Origin of the sequence: Thalassolituus hydrocarboniclasticus (assembly GCF_025345565.1) — a bacterium.
Lineage (GTDB): Bacteria > Pseudomonadota > Gammaproteobacteria > Pseudomonadales > Oceanobacteraceae > Venatoribacter > Venatoribacter hydrocarboniclasticus.
This window is the reverse complement of record NZ_CP054475.1, coordinates 1,528,521-1,545,163: the sequence shown is the minus strand read 5'-3', so window position 1 is coordinate 1,545,163 and position 16,643 is coordinate 1,528,521. Positions and strand designations below refer to the sequence as shown.

Genomic DNA, 16,643 nt, shown 5'->3' with positions numbered 1-16,643 from the left:
TTATGCCTGTGAAACACGCGCCATCCGCTAAGAAAGTAGCTGTATTGCTGGGATTTTCTGTACTCACACTGGCTGTCATTATTGGCAGCCAGATAAGCCGTCAGTCTCTGGTAGAGGTCGTGGACCAGAACCGTCAGCCCGCTACTGCAGATTCCGATCCGCTACAGGCCAGTGCATCCGCAACATCGCCAGTAAGCCCGGCTGCGCCGGCAAACTCCCCCGAGTCCCGGCCTCCGGTCTCACAGCCGGATCTGACACTGGGAGCCACAGGCCCATTGCATACCCACCCTCAGGATGAGGGACAGTATTCCCTGCCACCGGCGTTAGCCGCCGACATCGAACGGCGCCGGATTCCACAAAGCCAGTTACTGCTGACACCCAATCGCTCAGGCGGCTACTCCATGGATGCCAAAGGCCAGTATCACACGGTCATTGTGGCTTTTATCGATGAGAACGGTCAGCTGCGCACCGAAGAGCGCATCGTTTATCCCATCGCAGATCAGCCAGCGCCAGCCCTGCAGGCACCACAAGCCCTGCAAGCCCCACAAGCACGATCAGCCCCGATAACTTCTGCCACAACCGAACCCGCTAAGCCATGAGGCCTGTTATGCATTGTCTGAAAATTCCTTTTTCTGCTTTGGCGTTGTTCGCAGCCGCGCAGTCCTATGCGTCCGGCATTCAGATTGTTAATGCTGATGGCGCTGGTGAAGGCTTTAACGATACCACTGCCGTCAGCGCGACCGGCGGTAACACAGCCACCACTTTAGGCGCGCAACGTCTGGCGGTGTTTAACCGCGCTGCCGATATTCTTAACGCCACCTTCGACATTGCTGTCACCGTTAACGTCAACTCATCCTTCGATCTGCTCTACTGCGATACCAACAGCGCCACACTGGGCAGCGCCGGGGCTGCCGACTATGAGTTTATTTATGATGGCAGTGAGTGGACGGTCTACGCCGACGGGCTGGCCAATCAGCTGCAGGGCAGTGACGTAACGCCTGGAGTTGCCGAAATCACCGCTCAGTTCAACAGCGGCATTGGCAATCCGGGCTGCCTGCAAAGCTCTGGCTGGTATCTGGGGTTTGATGATCCGGCTGGCAGCGGTACCTCGCTACTGTCGGTGGTGCTGCATGAAATCATGCACGGTATGGGCTTTCTGTCGTTTCTGAACCCTGACGGCAGCACAGGAGCAACGATCAACGGTAATTATGTTTATGACCCTTACAGCAAATTACTTTACGACGGCACGCAAAACGCCCGGGTGACAACGCTGAACCAGTCTCAGCGAGCGGCCTCAACGATTAACAATGGCAACCTGCTCTGGGATGGTGCCCAGACCAATGCACAACTCGGTAGCTTCAGTGCCGGAGTTAACAATGGCCGCATGCAGATGTATGCGCCTTCCGGCTATATTCCCGGCTCCTCTGTCAGCCATTTCGATACCGCGGCCACCCCCAATGAAATTATGGAGCCGCAGTACACTGAGTTTCTGGATGACACCGGTCTGGCCAAATATCTGCTGGCGGACATCGGCTGGACACTGGCTGTAGCGGCCAACAGCGCGCCGGTGATGGGGACGATTAGCGCAAAAACCCTGAATGAAGACGGCACGCTGAATGTAACACTGAGCGCAACCGATGCTGATGGGGATAGCCTGACGTACAGCATTACCTCGGCCACCACCGAGCTTGGCGCCAGCATCAGCGGCACCACCTTAACCATTGCACCGCAAGCCAACTACAACGGCTCCGGCAGCATCACCGTGCAGGTATCCGATGGTGATCTGAGCGACAGCACCAGCTTTAATGTCACCGTCGATGCGGTGAACGATGCGCCGGTCATTGGTGCGATTACGGCCAAAACGCTCAATGAAGACACAACGCTGGATGTGATCCTGAGTGCCACCGACGTCGACAGCGGTGCTTTAACCTACAGCATCACCTCGGCCACCACTGAGCTTGGCGCCAGCATCAGCGGCACCACTTTAACCATTGCACCGCAAGCCAATTACAACGGCTCCGGCAGCATCACCGTGCAGGTATCCGATGGTGATCTGAGCGACAGCACCAGCTTTAATGTCACCGTCGATGCGGTGAACGATGCGCCGGTCATTGGTGCGATTACGGCCAAAACGCTCAATGAAGACACAACGCTGGATGTGATCCTGAGTGCCACCGACGTCGACAGCGGTGCTTTAACCTACAGCATCACCTCGGCCACCACTGAGCTTGGCGCCAGCATCAGCGGCACCACTTTAACCATTGCACCGCAAGCCAATTACAACGGCTCCGGCAGCATCACCGTGCAGGTATCCGATGGTGATCTGAGCGACAGCACCAGCTTTAATGTCACCGTCGATGCGGTGAACGATGCGCCGCTGTTTACCTCGGCTGACAGCTTTAATATTGCCAATGACGCTGTACTGACCATCACCCTGACCGCCAGCGATGTTGATACAGCTGCTGGCTCTCTGACTTTCGGGCTGGTGAATTTTGACAGCAGCAAGATCGATGGCAGTCTGAGCGGCAGCACGCTGACCCTGACCCCGGTTGCCGGCATTAGTGGTGCCACTATGGTTGAAGTCTCCGTCGACGATGGTGATATCACAACATCGCAAAGCATCAGCGTAAATGTGCTGTCAGCCAGCAATCAGGCACCGGTATTTACTCCTCCGGCAGCGCTTACTCTGCTGCAGGAAACCAGCGCCAGTGTCACGCTGAACGCAACCGATGCCGATAACAACAGCCTGACCTACAGTATCCTCAGCAGCAGTGCTGGAATCTCCGCCAGCATCAGTGCCGATCAGCTCAGTATCAGTGCCGATAGTGGCTTTACCGGTACCGCCAGTATCAGTCTCAGTGTCAGCGACGGTCTGTTAACCGACAGCGCGGTACTGGCCATTACGGTGCTGCCGAAGTTCGAACTGCAGCAGGATGAAACAACACTGGGGAATGGTGGCACTCTGAATGCCGGGCTGAATTCAATCGCCCTCGCCCTCAGTGGTGGCGATGGCGAGCTTACGACCTCCCTGTTCTTTGATGGCAGCCAGCAGGACAGCCTGCTCAGCTACGATGCCGTCAGCCAGAGCTACACTCTGGCCATGCCTGCCAGCGGTGCCTTTGCCGGAACTTACACCCTGACCGTCAGCGACGGCAGCGGTTTCAGTGCGACCTATTACATTGAGCGTCCGTTACGGGTCGCCACTAATGTAACGCCGACACTGGCGCTGTCAGCCAGCCAGACCATCACCATCGAGGGGGCGCCGGCCGGCACCCTGCTGTCGCTGTCGAGCAGCTCAGCAGAGGTAGCCTTCAGTGATATTAACGGGATGGCCCTGACCAGCATCAGTGCGCCCGATGATGCTGAAAACTTCAATGCCGCCAGTGCGGTACTGACCTTTAACAGCGTCAGTGGCAGCAGCCAGCCGGTCATTACGGCATCCGGCAGCAATCTGCCCGATGGCGAGCTGCAACTGGCACTGCAGCCAGGCAGAACTCTGATCATCAGTGTCAGCGATCAGAATATGCAGCCCGTTACCACAGCGGTCGCCGCGCTGGCCGACAGCCGCTTTGAACTCTGGAACCTCCCTTCTGCAGCCAATGCCGACAGTCATGGCGAAATAAGCCTGCAGTTGCCACAGGAAAACCTGCAACTGAGCATCAGTGCCGACAATTATCTGAGCGCCACGCTGAATCTGGACAGCGAACAAAGCACTGCCGCCGTAACGCTGACCGCACTGGATAACCCTTTCAGCCTCAGCGGCATCGTGCAGGCCAGTGGTTTTGACTTCAGTAACGAGGCGCCGCAACTGACCCTGCTGTTCGATGACGACAGTGAGGAAACCCTGGTACTTAACAGTATCAGCAGCACTTCGGTCAGCTATAACTGGACCGGAGATCTGAGCGTAAAAACTCCGCAACAGTTGCAGGTATTGCACAGTCAAACCGATCGTCTTACGCTAGCTGTTGACACCTCTAACAGCAGCCAGAACATTAACGTCACCCTGCTTGCCAGTGTTCCGCAACCTGTCACCGGCATCGTGGTTGTCAGCTCAGGAGGTTCTGCAGGTGGCGGTGCGCTATGGTATTTGTTGTTGCTTTGTCCAATAATCACAACCTGCAGAAGACAGTTTCAGGTGGACAGTCAGTAATCGTGATGACAATCCACCATTCAATCACAGACCGCAAAGCGGTTGCAGATAGCAAGGATGCTTACGCAGGCTGTCTGTAATCAGGGAAGCGGCATAATAAAGATAACCATATGCTGCGTACGGATTTTTTTACGCTATTACTGGCAGGTTTCCTGACACTGATAACAGTGGCTTTGCCGGTTGCTGCTGAAAATACAATCGCCCCCCGTACCGGCATTCTTTATCTGACCGACAACGCCAATCAGATAAGCAGCTCCGGTGCTTTGTACTATCTGGAAGATCCTCTGGCGCAGCTGTCATTGCCTTATATTCTTGAACAGAATATTCCTTTCCGCCCTTACCCAAAAGCCGCTTTTAATGAAGGTTTTACCGAATCCGCTTATTGGCTGAAGCTGACGATCGATGCGGGCCAAAGTGAAAAATCCCGCTGGTTGCTGGAAATTAATTACCCCTTACTTGATGTGGTTAATGCCACCATATTAAGCCAGGATGGCTCTCAGCTCAGCTATTTCGAACTGGGTGATCTGCATGAATTTGCGCAGCGCCCGGTCTCTCATCGCAACTTTGTTATTCCGCTCAATTTCAGTACAGATAAGCGCCAGGTGGTGTATCTGAATATACAGACGACCAGTTCAATGCAGGTGCCCATCAGTCTGTGGGACAGTACAAGTTTCGTTGAAAAACGCAGTAATGAGCAGTACGGACTTGGTCTGTATTACGGCATGATGCTGGTGATGTTTCTCTACAATTTATTTTTGTGGATGAGCATCCGGGACAGCAATTATTTACTCTACATCGGCTACATCGCGTCTTTTTCTACACTGCAGCTGGCCACCAGCGGCCTCGGGTATCAGTTTATCTGGCCCGAGTGGATCTGGCTTGAGCAGATGGCAGTACCACTGACGATTGGGCTGGTCGGTGTTTTCGGCAGTGCTTTTACCAGAGGGTTTCTGCAGACCAATATTCATAACCGCCCGGCAGACATTGCACTGCGCGCCTGCCTGCTGCTGTCCGCGCTGATTTGTCTCAGCTCTCTGGTCTTTGATATCGCCACGGTAATGAGCACCGGTAAGTTTGTGGTGGTGATATTTCTGGTAACGGTGTTCTGCTCATCGGTCGCGTCATTAATCAAAGGGCAACATCAGGCCCGTTATTTTCTGTTTGCCTGGGTGTCGCTGATTGTCGGCGGCATGATCACCATCTCTATGATGCTGGGGTATTTGCCGAATAATGTATGGACGACCCACGCCAGTAAAATCGGCAGTGCACTGGAAATCGTTTTACTGTCTTTTGCCCTGGCTGACCGCATCAAAATCCTTGAGCGGGCGAAAAATAATGCAGAGGCGCAGGTTAAAAAAGAACTCGAGGAACGTGCTATCCGTCTGGCGGAGTCGAACCGTCTGAAAAATGATTTTCTGGCGACGATCAGTCATGAATTCCGTACACCACTGAACGGCATTCTGGGATCACTGGAACTGGCCACCGATGAACAGGGCACCCCACAACCGGAGACATTGCAGGACGCACGACGCAGTGCCAGGGATATGCTGGATCTGGTTGATAACGTTCTGACCTATACCGAGCTGCAGGCCGGTAACCGCATCCTGTCACCGGAGACCATCGAGCTGGCACCGATGATCCGCACCGCAGCTGACACCATACGTAAGCAGTGTCAGGACAAGCATCTGAATTTTGAGCTTATTCTGCAACCGGGCCTGCCTAATCATATCCGCGCTGACATTAAGTGCATCCGTCATGCGCTCAAGGCGCTGCTGGAAAACGCCGTTAAGTTTACCCAGCAAGGTACTATCTGTGTGGAAGTGGGCATCAGTCAGCGCAATAACATCAGCTTTCTCGACGTGAGTATCGGTGATACCGGTATCGGTATGACTCCTGCTGAGCTGGGCCGGGTGCAGGACTATTTCTGTCAGGTAGATGCGTCCGATCAGCGCCGCTTTCAGGGACTGGGGATTGGTTTATCGCTGGTACGCGCCGTTTGTCATTGCATGAAAGGCAGCCTGGAAATCGACAGTGAAAAACACCACGGCACCCGGGTACATTTGCATTTACCGGTACAGGCGCTGGGCGGCAGCGAAGTTCGCATGGTTCACAATCAGGTAGAAGCTGTTGATACCATACCCATTGAAAGTATCCGCGGCCGCGCTCTGGTGGTCGAAGACAACACCATCAACCAGCGGGTGCTGAGTTCCATGCTCAGCCGCTTACAACTGAAAGTCGATGTTGCCGACAACGGCGAAAAAGCACTGGAATTACTCCGCGCAGAACGCCCATACCGCTACGATCTGATTTTTATGGATTGCCAGATGCCGGTTATGGACGGCTTTGAAGCCACCCGGATTCTGCGCGCCAGTCACCTCGGTGAGCGCTACTCACCAGTGATTGCCGTTACTGCCAATGCCATGTCCGGTGATCAGCAACGCTGTCTGGACGCCGGCATGAACGATTACCTGAGTAAGCCAATCAGTCTTGAACAAATACGCCTGATGGTGCAGAAATGGCTGCCGGCCAATGCCGGCCGCGACTAATCTGCAGCTCAGGCACAGTTGCAGCCCCCAACGATCGCAGCAGAACAACGCGGCTGATCATCAAAGCGGGCCAAGCAACAGCTTCAGCCCCACAATCAGGGTGACCAGTTCATAAAGGCGTTTAATGGTCAGGTTACCCGCCTGAATCGATGTATGAGCCCCCAGATATCCGCCCACTAAGGAGCCGGCGACCAGTGCCGGAATCCAGCTCCACTGTACTTCCGCCAGCGCACTCATCGTCAGCGCGCCCGTACCGTTCCAGCCCAGACCGACCGCCACCAGCGTCTGCGCCACCGCAGTTTTGTAATCCAGCCCGAACCAGTACACCAGCCACAGAGTGACAAACAAACCACTGCCGGCCGACAGCGCACCATTGGCAAAACCAATCAGTAACAGCACCAGCGCACCCACCGCAAAGCCTGCTGCACTGCGGTTACGTCCGTCTTTATGCAGACCCAGTTGCGGCTTGAACCAGGAGTACAATGCCAGCGATAAAGTCAGTAGCCCCAGGGCAATCTCAGCCTGACGGGCCGGCACATCCAGAATAAACAAGGCGCCACCTATCACGCCGGGCACACCGGCGGCGACGATCAGCAGCAAAATCCGGCGATCAAGGTGCTGCTCTCGCAGATGACGGGCAGTGGCACCAACGCCCAGCGCAACCGTCGCCACTTTGTGGGTAGCCAGCGCCAGCGGGAATGGCAGCCCCATAAAAATGAGAATCGGCAGCTGAATCAGGCCGGCACCACCACCAGCCAGTGCAGAAAACCAATTCGCTACAATTGCAATCAGAAAAAGTGCGGTTTGTTCGATATAATCCATGCAGAGTTCATCTGGGGAAACTTATGAAATACGCTTTGTACTACTACGACGCCTGTCCATTCTGCCAGCGTGTGCTGCGTGCACTGCCCGGCGTCAAGGTCGAGGTCGAAAAACGCAATGTGCTGACCAATCAGGAATTCCGTAAACAACAATATGCAGCAACCGGCCGCACCACGGTGCCCTGCCTGCTGATTTCTGATAACGGCAAAGAGACCTGGATGTTCGAATCCGCCGATATTATCCGCTTTTTACAAAGCCGCTGAACAAAGCAATCAGTCAAACCTGAGCGCTCAGCACAACCGGCCGCTGACAATAACGCGCGGCCGGTCACTACTCTTCTGTCCTTAACGGGACAGCAGAGCACTCATCTGCGGATCAGCCAACAGGCGACGCACGGTTTCCACCACCGCCTGGGTTTGGGCATCCACCTCCACATTAATGCGGTCGCCCACCTGTACCATGCCAAAGGTTGTGACATCACGGGTTTCAGGAATCAGGTGTACGCAAAAACGATCGTCTGTTACTTCAGCAATGGTCAGACTGCAGCCATTCAGTGCGACATAGCCTTTATCCAGCAGATAAGGCGAAAGATGTGCCGGGCGTTCCATCCATACCACCCGGTTATTGGCAGAATCTTCAACCGCCAGCACCGCGACCTGATCCATAATATGGCCGGACAACACGTGACCACCGATCTCATCACCAAAGCGCGCTGCCCGTTCAATATTCACGATACTTCCCGGCTGCAGATCGCCGAGGTTGGTGACCTTAAGTGTCTGCCCTATTGCATCAAAGCTGACCCGTCCCTGCTCCAGCGTACGTACGGTAAGGCAGGTGCCGTTAATAGCGACAGACGCGCCAATCTGCAGTCCGGCACTTAATTTTTCCGGGAATTCAAAAGTGAATGTGGCAAAATCTTCTTTGCGTTCCAGCCCTGCCACAGGCAATCTGGTTTGCACAATACCGGTGAACATCAGTCTCTCCAGCCAACTCAGAAAAGCGCATTATGCACTATACTCGCAGCAGAAGAAGGCATGAGATTGCCAGAGCGCCTTGCAGCCGCCCGTAAAGACTCATGCAGAGTGACTGAAAGGCTCCCCAGATACAGCAGGACACGGATTTGGACGTTAAAAAAACAGGATTAATTCTCTCCGGCGGTGGTGCCCGGGCGGCCTATCAGGTGGGCGTGTTAAAAGCGATTCACAAAATTCTCCCCAAAGGCCACTACAATCCTTTTGATATTATTTCCGGAACATCCGCAGGCGCCATTAATGGTGTCGCGCTGGCCAGTTACGCCGAAAATTACCGCATTGGTATCAAGCATCTTGAACGCATCTGGATGCACTTCAGCTGCGATCAGATTTATCGTACCGATTTCTGGGGCGTATCGGCCTCACTGGCGCGCCTTACCCGCAGTCTGGTGATTGGTCGTGGCTATAAAAACGATCCGGTATCACTGCTCAATAACCAGCCTCTGCGTGAGTTGCTGAACGAAGTCGTTAAATTCGACAGTATTCAGGGTGCCATCGACAGCGGTGCCCTGCATGCCATTGCGGTGAACTGCTCGGGGCTGGAAAGCGGTGAATCCGTGAGTTTTTTTCAGGGCCACTACAGCATCAATAACTGGCAGCGCCAGCGTCGTGTCGGTATCCGCAGCCGTATTACCCTCGATCACCTGATGGCCTCATCGGCCATTCCGATGATTTTCCCGTCGGTCAAAATTCATCGCGAATATTTTGCCGATGGCGCCGTACGTCAGCTGGCGCCACTCAGCCCGGCACTGCATCTGGGTGCAGAAAAAGTTATGGTCATCGGTGTCAGCGGTATCGCCCATAAGCGCAAAGAGCGCCCGCAAAGCAGCTCTTATCCATCGCCGGCCAAAATTATGGGGCATATGCTCAATGCCGCCTTCCTCGACAGTATGGAAACGGATGTCGAACGCTTACGCCGCATTAACCGCACCGTCGACAAAATTCCGGAGTCGGTACGGAAAAAAGAAGGCGTTGAACTGAAAAAAATCGAGCTGCTGGAAATTAATCCCAGCCAATCCATTGATGAAATAGCCGGACAGCACGCCGACGAAATTCCCCGCGCATTAAAACTCGCCCTTGGCGGCAGTGGTAATGCCAGCCAGAACGGCTCCGGTATTCTCAGTTATCTGCTGTTTTCCCGTGGTTTCTGTAAGAGCCTGATTGACCTTGGCTTTCAGGATGCCAGTGCCCGGGAAGACGAAATCCGCGCATTCTTCGCTGACCATTTTCATAACTGATATGAAAGCATCCACCTATAAACGCATTGTTGTTCTCACCGGCGCCGGCATCTCCGCCGAGTCCGGTATCCGCACCTTCCGTGATGCCGACGGGCTGTGGGAAAACCACCGCCTGGAGGACGTTGCCACACCGGAGGCCTTTGCCCGTGATCCACAGCTGGTGCAGCGTTTTTACAATGATCGCCGGCGTCAGCTGAGCGAGGTTGAGCCAAATCCTGCTCATCGGGCTCTGGCCGACTTCGAACAGCGCTTTCATGGCGAATTTCTGCTGGTTACTCAAAATGTGGATGATCTGCATGAGCGTGCCGGCAGTCAGAAGCTTCTGCATATGCACGGCGAGCTAAACAAGGCACGCTGCCTGCTGAGTGGCAGGGTCATCGAACATAAAGGCGATATCAGCGCCGATGTTCTCTGCCCTTGCTGCCAGCGCCCGACTCTGCGTCCGCATATTGTCTGGTTTGGTGAAATGCCACTGTATATGGATAAGATCTGCGCCACGCTGGAGCAGTGCGATTTATTCCTGAGTATTGGTACGTCAGGCCACGTCTACCCGGCTGCGGGCTTTGTCGATATTGCCCGTCAGGCCGGTGCCCATACGGTAGAAATTAATCTGGAACCATCCAATACCGAGGATGCCTTTGCCGAACACCTGTACGGCCAGGCTGGCCTGACACTGCCGCATTTTCTGCAACAACTGCTGTAATTCACGCGCCGTAATTGCCTCTCTTTTTAATACAAAGCCAGAAATAAAAGCATTAACTATCGGGTTAAAGCCTGAACTGTCTCGTATTCAGGACGATTGGTTTCGTATTCAGCGTCTGCTGACAGTGGCGGAATTGACCTAAAATCCTGTTCCAAACTGGCCAAACTGTAATGAACGGCCATGCTTATTAGCAAGTTATCCCGCCAGCCCGCTAACAGGAATGACGCATGATCCACGTATCCCGCCCTCTGTGGTTGCTGCCCGTTGCAGCATTAACACTGCTGCTGACCAGCGGCTGCTCTGAACAGCAGCCCGCTGCCACAGCGACTGTCGTACACCCGGCCAAGGTTTTTCAGATCAGCCCGGTGAGCCAGAGCATGCTCAGACGTTTTCCGGCTCAGGTACAGGCAGCAGAGCGTGCAGCGCTGGCTTTCCGCGTTAACGGCGAATTACAGGCCCTGCCTGCACAGGCTGGTAAAGAAGTGCGTCAGGGAGAGATTCTCGCCCGCCTCGACCCTTCCGACTATCAGCTGCGGGTTGATGACCGCAAAGCCCGCTATGAACTGGCGCTGTCACAGTTTCAGCGGGTCCAGAATTTATTCGAGCTCGGACAGATTTCCAAATCACAGTTTGATCAGGCCAAAGCCGAACTGGATATCAGCAAAGCGGCGCTTGCCAGCGCCCGTACCGATTTGTCTTACACCATTTTAAAAGCACCTTTTTCCGGCGTTATCGCTGAAGTCTATGCCGACAATCATCAGCCGGTCGCGGCCGGTAAAACCCTGGTAATGCTGCAGGCCAAAGATCAGCTGGAAGTGCGTCTGCAGGTGCCGGAAAACCTGATGGCGCATATCGCCAAAAAAGAAAATCCGGACTACCAGCCAGATGTTGAATTCGAAGCCCTGCCCGGTAAACGTTTCCGCGCCAGCTATAAAGAACATACCGCCCAGGCCGATCCGGCAACCGGCAGTTTTACCGTGACCCTGACCCTGCCACGCCCGCAGGAACTGAATCTGTTGCCCGGCATGACCGCCAGTGTGCATGTGGATCTGAACCAGGTATTAAGCCAGACCAGCCAGAACCTGATTGTGCCGCCGCAGGCCGTTTTTCAGGGCGAACAGCAGAACGATGGCAGCTCTCAGGCCATGGTATGGATTGTTACTGCGGATATGACGCTGCAGCCCCGGGCTGTTGAAATCGGACAGCTATCAACCGCAGGACTGGAGATTACCCGGGGATTACAGCCGGGCGATACCATTCTCGCCGCTGGTGTTCATCTGGCCCACGAAGGGATGCGTATCCGTCCCTGGGTGAAAGAGCGGGGCCTGTAAGCATGAGTCAGCCACAAAACTCGGCCACTTATTTTATTAAGCACAGCACCACCAGCTGGATGATGCTGGCGATTCTGCTGGTTGGCGGTGCCATCAGCTATCTGGGTCTGGGGCGCCTTGAAGACCCGCAGTTCACCATTAAAGAAGCCATGGTCATTACCTACTACCCCGGCGCCAGCGCGTTGCAGGTGGAGGAAGAAGTAACCGCCCCGCTGGAAAATGCCATTCAGGCGCTGCCCTATATCAAGCATGTTGATTCGATTTCCAAGGCCGGCTTTTCCCAGGTACATCTGGTGATTAAACCGACCTATAAATCCCATCAGCTGGCACAGATCTGGGATGAGTTACGGCGTAAAGTGCACGATAAAATCCCGTCTCTGCCACCCGGTGCCAATGCTCCGGTCGTGATGGATGATTTTGGTGATGTATACGGTGTTTTACTGGCGTTATCGGGTAACGATTACAGCTACGAAGAGCTGAATGATTATGCCGATTATCTCAAGCGTGAATTATCCACTCTTAATGGCATCGCCAAGGTCACCATATCCGGCACTCAGCAGGAACAGGTATTTATTGATATTTCCCGCGAGCGCATGACTAACCTCGGCATTCCGCTATCGCGTCTGTATCAGTTATTACAAACGCAGAATACCGTACAGGATGCCGGTCATATCCGTATCGGTAACGAATATATCCGCATTCACCCAACCGGAGAGTTCCGCTCGGTACAGGAACTTGGCGACTTAGTGGTCAGTCAGGCCGGGTCCGACAAGCTGATTTATTTACGCGATATTGCCAATATTTCCGAAGGTATTGCTGAAGTTCCGGGCCATCTCACCAACTACAATCATATGCCGTCATTACGCCTCGGCATTGCCTTTAACAGCGGCGTTAATGTGGTCGCCGTGGGTGAGCAACTGCGGCAGAAAATGGCCGAACTGGATGCCAACCGTCCATTAGGCATAGAACTGCATACCCTGTACGATCAGCCTGCCGAAGTAGATGCGTCCTCCACCGGATTCGTACTTAATCTGCTGGCGTCCATCCTGATTGTTATCGTTGTTCTGCTGCTGTTTATGGGTATGCGCGCCGGTATTATCATCGGCATTATTCTGCTGCTGACCATTCTCGGCACCTTTATCGCCATGAAGGTCATGGATATTGAGCTGCACCGGATTTCTCTGGGCGCGTTAATTATTGCGCTGGGTATGCTGGTCGATAACGCACTGGTGGTGACCGAAGGTATTATGGTCGGCATAAAAAAGGGCTTATCACGAACCCGTGCCGCTTACGATATTGTGCAGCAGACCCAGTGGCCATTACTGGGGGCGACTGTGATTGCTGTTACCGCCTTTGCACCTATCGGTTTATCACCGGATTCAACCGGTGAATTTGTTGGCTCGTTATTTTATGTGTTGCTGATTTCCCTGTTATTCAGCTGGATTACCGCCATCACCCTGACGCCTTTTCTCTGTCATCTGCTGTTTGATAAAGAAGAACAGCCGGATGCGGAAAGCGATCCTTATCACGGCTTTCTGTACGATCTTTACCGCACCAGCCTGAGCCTGATGCTGGCCCGCCGCGGAACCACGATGCTGGTAATGGTGGTGGCTATGTTTATCGCCATTTACGGCTACAGTTTTGTTAAACAAAGCTTTTTCCCACCATCCAACACGCCAATGTTTCTGGTTGATATCTGGCTGCCTGAAGGTTCTGATATCCGCGCAACACAACAGCAGGCGCTGGCACTGGAAAATTATTTTCAGCAAAAAGAAGAAGTGGAATTTACCTCCTCCACGGTCGGTCAGGGCGAGCTGCGTTTTATGCTGACCTACGCACCGGAGCGTCAGTACCGGGCTTACGCTCAGGTGATGGTACGCACCACTGAACGGGATCAGATTCCGGCATTAATTGACGACGCCCGCCTGTGGGCGCAAAAAGAAATGCCGGATGCGTTTGTAAAATTCAAACGCCTGCAGATTGGTCCGGGCAGTGCTGCAAAAATTGAAGCACGCTTTGCAGGCCCCGATCAGGAACAGCTGCGTATTCTGGCCGAGCAGGCCAAACAGATTATGCGCGCCGACCCCGACACCGATAATATCCGCCATGACTGGCGTGAGCGGGAGAAAGTAATTCGTCCGGTCTTTAATGAAGAAAATGCCCGCCGTGCCGGCATATCCAAACAGGATCTGGACGATCTTCTGCAGCTGAGTTTTTCCGGTAAAAGCATTGGCCTGTACCGCGAAGGCACCACGTTAAAACCGATCATTATGCGTCCGCCAGCCTATGAACGGCTGAATATCGACGGCCTCACCGATCTGCAGATCTGGAGCCCGGTATTTAACCGTTATATTCCGATCGGCCAGGTAGTTGAACGCTTTGATGTGGTGTTTGAAGATCCGATCATCGCCCGCCGTGACCGTAAGCGCACCATCCGTGTCTTTGCCGACCCGGATCTGGACGCCGAGATAACCGCCGATGGTTTATTTAAGCGCCTGCAACCACAGATTGAAGCCATCTCCCTGCCACCCGGCTATGAACTGAGCTGGGGCGGCGAATATGAATCGTCCAGCGAAGCCAAGCAGAGTCTGTTTGCCTCACTGCCGCTGGGCTACCTGCTGATGTTTATTATTACTGTGCTGCTCTTTAATGAAATGCGCAGTGCGCTGGTGATCTGGGCCTGTGTACCACTGGCAATTATCGGCGTCAGCGCCGGTATGCTGTTACTCGGCGCTGAGTTTGGCTTTATGGCGCTGCTTGGTTTTCTCAGCCTGTCGGGCATGATTATTAAAAACGGTATCGTGCTGGTTGATCAGATCCGGCTGGAACTGAGCGAAGGCCGGGAACCATACGATGCGGTTTTTCATGCCTCGGTCAGCCGTCTGCGGCCGGTAACCATGGCAGCGCTGACCACCATCCTCGGCATGTTACCGCTGTTGTTTGATCCGTTTTTCAGCGCGATGGCAGTGGTTATCAGCTTTGGCCTTGGCTTTGCCACCATCCTGACTCTGGGCGTAGTGCCGGTGCTGTACGCCATGAGCCATGGCATTAAGGCTCCCATTAAAAACTGATTAACCAACACCCATAAAAAAACCTCCGTATGGAGGTTTTTTTATGGGTACTACACCGTGCAATGCGATGACATCATTCACTGTCAGCCTGAAACATACGCTCCATTTCGGAGATTCCCTCTAGCTCCATTAACAGCTGTTCCCGTTCACTCTGGGCAACGGCCAACCAGCTGCGGTTGCTAAGGCCACCGACAAGCGCATAGAGAAAATTCAGACTGGGTTTAGCCCGCCCTTCAGCGACGGCCAGCTGCTGTAAGCGATAAAAAGCCATCACCGCACCACAGCTGCGTAATTGTTCAACATCGGTAATGCCAACCCGTGTCAGTGACTGTTCACTTTTCTCGCCCAGGCCGGGTAAATCCCGGATACGTTCTGCCATATCAACCTCCCTGTCTGTAATCCAGGGCAGCGCTGAATAATTCAGAAGAGCCCCGGGCCTGCCTGTAGTTAAACAAAAAAAGCCGCAGGTTTCCCTGCGGCTTTTTTGTTGTGCGAAGCAATGAAAACGGCGTAATCAGTCTTCGCTGGTCGACACAATTTTATGGATCGACAGGTCGGCACCATTAAATTCTTCTTCTTCATCCAGACGGATGCCAGAGATGGCTTTAACAATACCGTAGACCACAAAACCGCCAATCGTTGCCACCAGAATACCGGCAACGGTTCCCAGCAGCTGTGACATAAAGCTTACGCCCCCCAGACCACCAAAGGTTTCTGCGCCGAAAATACCAGCCGCAATACCACCCCAGGCACCACACAGACCATGCAGTGGCCACACACCCAATACGTCATCGAATTTAGGGAATTTATTCTGCGCCAGAGTAAACATAAAGACGAACAACGCACCGGCCACGCCACCAACGATCAGCGCACCGATCGGATGCATCAGGTCAGAACCGGCACACACCGCTACCAGACCTGCCAGCGGACCATTGTGAATAAAGCCCGGGTCTTTTTTACCGACAATCATGGCAACCACCGTACCGCCAACCATCGCCATCAGGCTGTTAACCGCCACCAGACCGGAGATGCCATCCAGAGTCTGGGCAGACATCACGTTAAAGCCGAACCAGCCCACGGCCAGAATCCACGCGCCCAGCGCCAGAAACGGAATGTTGGACGGTGCAAAAGCCACCACCCGGCCATCACGGTAACGGCCACGACGGGAGCCCAGCAGAACAACCGCGGCAAAGGCAATCCAGCCACCAACGGCGTGCACCACAACGGAACCGGCGAAGTCGTGGAACGGAGCACCAAAACTGCTTTCCAGCCAGGCCTGAAAGCCATAGTTACCGTTCCAGATCATGCCTTCAAAGAACGGATAGACAAACGCCACCGTCAGGGCAGAGGCAATCAGAATCGGGTAGAACTTAGCACGCTCAGCAATACCACCAGACACGATGGCCGGAATCGCCGCCGCAAAGGTCAGCAGAAAGAAGAACTTAACCAGGTCGTAACCGTTGTTCGCTACCAGTTCACTGGCGCCACTGAAGAAATTCACCCCGTAGGCAATCTGATAACCAATAAAGAAATACGCCAGTGTCGACACACCAAAGTCGGTGATGATTTTTACCAGGGCGTTAACCTGGTTTTTATGGCGCACCGTACCGACTTCCAGAAAGGCAAAGCCGGCGTGCATTGCCAGTACCATAATGGCACCGAGCAGAATAAACATGGTGTTGGCGCTTTGCATCAAAGTCTCAACGGCGCTGTTGATGCTGTTAACGTCAATAGTTTCCACGTTGTGTCCT

At 53.9% G+C, this 16,643-nt stretch carries 12 protein-coding genes; 8 read left to right on the top strand and 4 right to left on the bottom strand.

Going from position 1 to position 16,643, the window contains the following annotated elements:
- Positions 1-2: 2 nt before the first annotated feature.
- The 3 genes from HUF19_RS06760 to HUF19_RS06750 all read left to right on the top strand — a co-directional run bounded on the left by HUF19_RS06760 (position 3) and on the right by HUF19_RS06750 (position 6,696).
- Positions 3-599: a hypothetical protein gene (locus HUF19_RS06760; protein ID WP_260999064.1), complete on the top strand. Its 597-nt coding sequence runs from the start codon at positions 3-5 to the stop codon at positions 597-599.
- An 8-nt stretch (positions 600-607) separates the two neighbouring features.
- Complete coding sequence (locus HUF19_RS06755) at positions 608-4,150, top strand: cadherin-like domain-containing protein (RefSeq protein ID WP_260999063.1); 3,543 nt, start codon at positions 608-610, stop codon at positions 4,148-4,150.
- Positions 4,151-4,260: 110 nt separating this feature from the next.
- Positions 4,261-6,696, top strand: coding sequence for a hybrid sensor histidine kinase/response regulator (locus HUF19_RS06750; RefSeq protein WP_260999062.1), 2,436 nt, complete (start codon positions 4,261-4,263; stop codon positions 6,694-6,696).
- Between the two features lie 60 nt (positions 6,697-6,756).
- Here HUF19_RS06750 and HUF19_RS06745 read toward each other — a convergent pair whose 3' ends face one another.
- On the bottom strand, positions 6,757-7,518 hold the full coding sequence (locus HUF19_RS06745) for a sulfite exporter TauE/SafE family protein (protein ID WP_260999061.1): 762 nt from the start codon (positions 7,516-7,518) through the stop codon (positions 6,757-6,759).
- A gap of 23 nt (positions 7,519-7,541) precedes the next feature.
- Between HUF19_RS06745 and HUF19_RS06740 the strand changes: the two genes are divergently transcribed.
- Positions 7,542-7,781, top strand: a complete 240-nt coding sequence (locus HUF19_RS06740; RefSeq protein ID WP_260999060.1) for a glutaredoxin family protein — start codon at positions 7,542-7,544, stop codon at positions 7,779-7,781.
- A gap of 81 nt (positions 7,782-7,862) precedes the next feature.
- On the opposite strand, the gene HUF19_RS06735 is transcribed toward HUF19_RS06740, so the two are convergent.
- Entirely contained in the window at positions 7,863-8,492 is a 630-nt protein-coding gene (locus tag HUF19_RS06735; protein ID WP_260999059.1) for a riboflavin synthase subunit alpha, read from the bottom strand.
- Positions 8,493-8,638: 146 nt separating this feature from the next.
- On the opposite strand from HUF19_RS06735, the gene HUF19_RS06730 reads away from it, so the two are divergent.
- The 4 genes from HUF19_RS06730 to HUF19_RS06715 all read left to right on the top strand — a co-directional run bounded on the left by HUF19_RS06730 (position 8,639) and on the right by HUF19_RS06715 (position 14,892).
- Entirely contained in the window at positions 8,639-9,787 is a 1,149-nt protein-coding gene (locus HUF19_RS06730) for a patatin-like phospholipase family protein (protein ID WP_260999058.1), read from the top strand.
- Position 9,788: 1 nt separating this feature from the next.
- A complete protein-coding gene (gene cobB / locus HUF19_RS06725) occupies positions 9,789-10,490 on the top strand; it encodes a Sir2 family NAD+-dependent deacetylase (protein WP_260999057.1) in 702 nt (233 codons plus the stop codon).
- 227 nt (positions 10,491-10,717) lie between these two features.
- Complete coding sequence (locus tag HUF19_RS06720) at positions 10,718-11,821, top strand: efflux RND transporter periplasmic adaptor subunit (RefSeq protein WP_260999056.1); 1,104 nt, start codon at positions 10,718-10,720, stop codon at positions 11,819-11,821.
- 2 nt (positions 11,822-11,823) lie between these two features.
- Positions 11,824-14,892 (top strand): efflux RND transporter permease subunit, encoded by a 3,069-nt coding sequence (locus HUF19_RS06715; protein WP_260999055.1) that lies wholly within the window; start codon positions 11,824-11,826, stop codon positions 14,890-14,892.
- Positions 14,893-14,965: 73 nt separating this feature from the next.
- On the opposite strand, the gene HUF19_RS06710 is transcribed toward HUF19_RS06715, so the two are convergent.
- Entirely contained in the window at positions 14,966-15,271 is a 306-nt protein-coding gene (locus HUF19_RS06710; RefSeq protein ID WP_260999054.1) for a TfoX/Sxy family protein, read from the bottom strand.
- Between the two features lie 135 nt (positions 15,272-15,406).
- Entirely contained in the window at positions 15,407-16,585 is a 1,179-nt protein-coding gene (locus HUF19_RS06705) for an ammonium transporter (protein ID WP_260999479.1), read from the bottom strand.
- Positions 16,586-16,643: the final 58 nt, after the last annotated feature.